A 4,095-nucleotide genomic window follows, 5' to 3' on the forward strand; every position below is an offset into this window, starting at 1 on the left:
CACCAGGAGCCCCCGTGACCGTCACCGCCCCCTCCCTCCCGGAGATCCTCCCCAGCTACGTCGCCGGCAGCTGGTGGACGCCGTCACACCCGTCCAAGGTCACCGACGTGACGGACGCGAACACCGGCGAGCTCATGGCCCGCGTGTCCACGGACGGCATCGACACCGCCGGCGCCATCGAGCACGCCCGCACCGTCGGCCAGAGGAACCTGGGCGAGCTGACCATCCACGAGCGCGCGCTCAAGCTCAAGGAGCTCGCCCTCTACCTGAACTCCCGCATCCAGGAGCTCTACGACCTCTCCTTCGCCACCGGCTCCACGCAGCGCGACCACGCCTTCGACGTCGACGGCGGCATCGGCACCCTCTTCACGTTCTCCGGGAAGGGCCGCCGCGAGCTGCCGAACTCCAACGTGATCATCGACGGCGACGTGGAGCCCCTCTCCCGCGACGGCTCCTTCATCGGCGAGCACATCTACCAGCGCATCCCGGGCGTGGCCGTGCAGATCAACGCCTTCAACTTCCCCGTGTGGGGCATGTTGGAGAAGTTCGCCCCGGCCTTCGTCGCGGGCGTTCCCACCGTGGTCAAGCCGGCCACCCCCACCGGCTACGTCACCGAGGCCTGCGTGCGCATGATGGTGGAGTCCGGCGTGCTGCCCGAGGGCTCGATCCAGCTGATCTCCGGCTCCGCCCGCGACCTGCTCGACCACCTGGACTACCGCGACCACGTGGCGTTCACCGGCTCGGCCGGCACCGCGCAGACCCTGCGCCAGCACGAGAACGTCCTCAACGGCGGTGTCCGCTTCACCGCGGAGACCGACTCCCTCAACGCGGCCATCCTCGGCCCGGACGCGGGCGTGGACACCCCCGAGTTCGAGGCATTCGTGAAGGTCGTCTTCCAGGAGATGACCGTCAAGGCCGGTCAGAAGTGCACCGCGATCCGCCGCGTGATCGTGCCGGAGGCCATGGTCGAGGACGTCACGGCGGCCCTCACCGAGCGTCTCTCCTCCACGGTGGTCCTGGGCGATCCCCGCGCTGAGGGCACCACCATGGGCGCCCTGGCCTCCAAGGAGCAGCAGTCCGAAGTTCGCAAGGCCGTGCAGACCCTGGTCGACGCCGGCGGCCAGGTCCGCCTGGGCGGCCCGGAGGGCTCCACGGGCGACGCCGACGCGGAGGCCGGTGCGTTCTTCGCCCCCACCGTGCTCACCTTCGCCGACGCCGACACCCCGCAGGTGCACTCCGTGGAGGCCTTCGGCCCGGTGACCTCCGTGATCGGCTACACGGACGTCGCCGACGCCGTGCGCCTGGCCGCGCTGGGCTCCGGCTCGCTGGTGGCCACCCTCGCCACGAACGACGGCGCCACCGCCTCCGAGTTCATCGCGGGCATCGGCGCCCACCACGGCCGCGTGCACGTGCTGAACCGCCAGACCGCGAAGACCACCACCGGCCACGGCGCCCCCGTGCCGGTGCTGATCCACGGCGGCCCCGGCCGCGCCGGCGGCGGCGAGGAGCTGGGCGGCGTCCGCGCCGTCAAGCACTACATGCAGCGCACCGCCGTGCAGGGCTCCCCGGACATGCTGACCGCCATCACCGGCGTGTGGCACCAGGGCGCCGCCGCGCAGACCGCCACCCGTGAGGACGTGGAGGCAGGCAAGGCGAAGCACCCGTTCTACAAGGCGCTCGACGAGCTGCAGATCGGCGACCAGTTCGCCTCCGGCCTGCGGACCGTCACCATCGAGGACATCACGGCGTTCGCCGAGTCCACGGGCGACAAGTTCTACGCGCACACGGACGAGGAGGCCGCCATGGCCAACCCGTTCTTCCCGCGCCGCGTGGCCCACGGCTACCTGCTGGTCTCCTGGGCCGCCGGCTTGTTCGTGGCCCCGGATCCGGGCCCGGTGCTCGCCAACTACGGCCTGGACGACCTGCGCTTCATCACGCCCGTCACCTACGACGACGCCATCCGCGTGACCCTCACCGCGAAGAGGATCACCCCGCGCGTGACGGACGAGTACGGCGAGGTCGCCTGGGACTGCCGGCTGCACAACCAGAAGGACGAGCTGGTGGCGCAGTACGACGTGCTGACGCTGGTCGCCAAGACCTGGCCGATGCCGGAGGCCGAGCCGAAGGCCTGATCCGGCCGGGGCTCACGGTCCGAGCCCACCGACGACGCCGGCGCGTCTCCCCCGCGGGGGCGCCGGCGTCGTCGTTCGCGGGGGTGACCGGGGCGCGGGCTGCCCCGACACAGCCCTTGACCAAGCGGGGTACAGGGCATTCACTTCTCCCATGACCCACATGACAGCCGTCCCGTCCCGCCGACTGCGGGCGGGCTTCGCCCTGGGCGCCGCCGCCCTCGTCCTGACCGGCTGCGCCGGCGGGGGCGGGTCCGCCTCCTCCTCCACGGCGGCCGGCAGCCCGACCGCCGGCGGCGCGGGCTCGAGCGTGACCTCGCCGGCCGCCTCCTCCTCGGCCGCATCGTCCTCGGCGCTGTCCCTGTCCATGCCGGACCGGTTCGGAAACGAGGCCCGGACGGGCCTGACGGAGGCCGTCACGGCGGCCGCGCCCGAGGGTTTCGAGGTGACCACGAGGTCCGTCTCCCCGCTCGAGCGGAAGACCGACCTGGAGGACCAGGCGACGATCCTCACGGACGGACCGCTGGAGCCGGCGGCCGAGGGCTCGAGCGCGTCGCCGACCTACACGGAGGCCCAGCAGCGGTGCGCGGACGCCGCGGCGGAGCGGTTTCGCACCGAGGCCGCCGCGGGCGGGGCCCAGCTGCGCTCCGACGCCATGCCCACCGTCGCGGGGGGCGCCTACACCTCGGTCCGGGCCGACGTGGTCGCCTACCCGGACGCCTCGGCGGCCGTGGCGGCCTTGGCGGACGGCTCCGCTCCGATCGAGCTGTGCACGGACGTCCAGGTGCCCGGCGCCGAGCAGCCCACCGACATCGCCCCCGTGACCGGGATCGGCGACGAGGCCGTCGGCGGGGAGCTCGCGGGAGGGCGATGGCTCGCCGTGCGACGCGGCACGGACGTGGTCAGCGTGATGGTCGCCGGCCCGGGCGAGACCGCCCCCGCCGGCGCCGCCGACCAGGCCCGCGCCCTCGCCGAGCAGGTCCTCGAGGCCGTCCCCGCCGGCTGAGCCCCCTCCCCGGCCGCGGCGTCTCGGCGCCCCGCACCGTCGCAGTGCGGGGCACCGTCGCGTGCCGCTCGGCCGTCGCACGCGGGCGCATCATGGATCCATGCGCTCCGCCCCCGCCGCCCTCACCGCCGCCGCCCTCGCCCTCTCGGGGGCCCTGTCCCTGGCCGGCTGCGGGGCCGACGGGGCGGCGTCGGGCGGGTCCGGCGGGACGGACGTCGCCTCAACGGCGGCGTCCTCGTCCGAGGCCCCCTGGGCCGGCCGGGCGCAGGTGGACGCCGTCGCCCGGGCCGTGGAGGAGGGCACGGGCGCACAGATGACCGTCCTGGACGTGTACTCGCGCGCCGAGTACCGGGACGCCATGGAGCGGCACCTGGCGACCGTCTACGGCGACGAGGTCGCACTGTCCCAGGCCCGCGACGCCTCGCAGGCCTGCGTGGACGCCAACCGGGCCGCCGCCCAGTCGGAGGCCGAGTCCGGCGCCCGTGGCCTGGCGGGGGCGGGCAGCGCGCGCGGACAGTCCAGCACGGACACCGCCGGCTACGTGAACCTCACCGTCACCGACTTCCCGGACGTGGAGGCCGCGCGTCGCTCCTGGGACCGCCACGCGCAGGTGCGCGCCGACTGCGCCGGGCAGACCGGCTGGCTCGGCGTGGTCGACGCGCGGGGCGCGGACTGGCCCGGCGGGGAGGCCGTGGTCTACGAGAAGCGGATCCCCGGGCCGGACGGCGCGGAGGTCCGCATGCGCACCGCGCATGTGCTGGACGGGCGCCGCCAGTACGTGCTGAACCGGCGCCTGGACGCGTCCGAGGCGGGGACGATGGGCGGGGGCGACGACGTCGGGATCCTGCACCGGGTGGCGGCGGCGCTCCCGGCGGGCTGAGGCGCCGTCCACATCGCGCACGGACGCGCCGGACACGCCGTCCGTTTCGCGAACGAAGACGGAGGGGCCGGGGCGGGGCG

General features: G+C 74.5%; 3 protein-coding genes. All 3 read left to right on the top strand.

The window, feature by feature from the left end; translation table 11 throughout:
- Positions 1-14: 14 nt before the first annotated feature.
- The 3 genes from paaZ to MHY29_RS11490 all read left to right on the top strand — a co-directional run bounded on the left by paaZ (position 15) and on the right by MHY29_RS11490 (position 4,015).
- On the top strand, positions 15-2,132 hold the full coding sequence (gene paaZ, locus MHY29_RS11480) for a phenylacetic acid degradation bifunctional protein PaaZ (protein WP_224356282.1): 2,118 nt from the start codon (positions 15-17) through the stop codon (positions 2,130-2,132).
- Between the two features lie 151 nt (positions 2,133-2,283).
- Positions 2,284-3,135, top strand: coding sequence for a hypothetical protein (locus MHY29_RS11485; RefSeq protein WP_239241336.1), 852 nt, complete (start codon positions 2,284-2,286; stop codon positions 3,133-3,135).
- A 100-nt stretch (positions 3,136-3,235) separates the two neighbouring features.
- Positions 3,236-4,015 (top strand): hypothetical protein, encoded by a 780-nt coding sequence (locus tag MHY29_RS11490; RefSeq protein ID WP_239241338.1) that lies wholly within the window; start codon positions 3,236-3,238, stop codon positions 4,013-4,015.
- Positions 4,016-4,095: the final 80 nt, after the last annotated feature.

It is taken from the genome of Micrococcus sp. ACRRV (genome assembly GCF_022346985.1).
Lineage (GTDB): Bacteria > Actinomycetota > Actinomycetes > Actinomycetales > Micrococcaceae > Micrococcus > Micrococcus porci.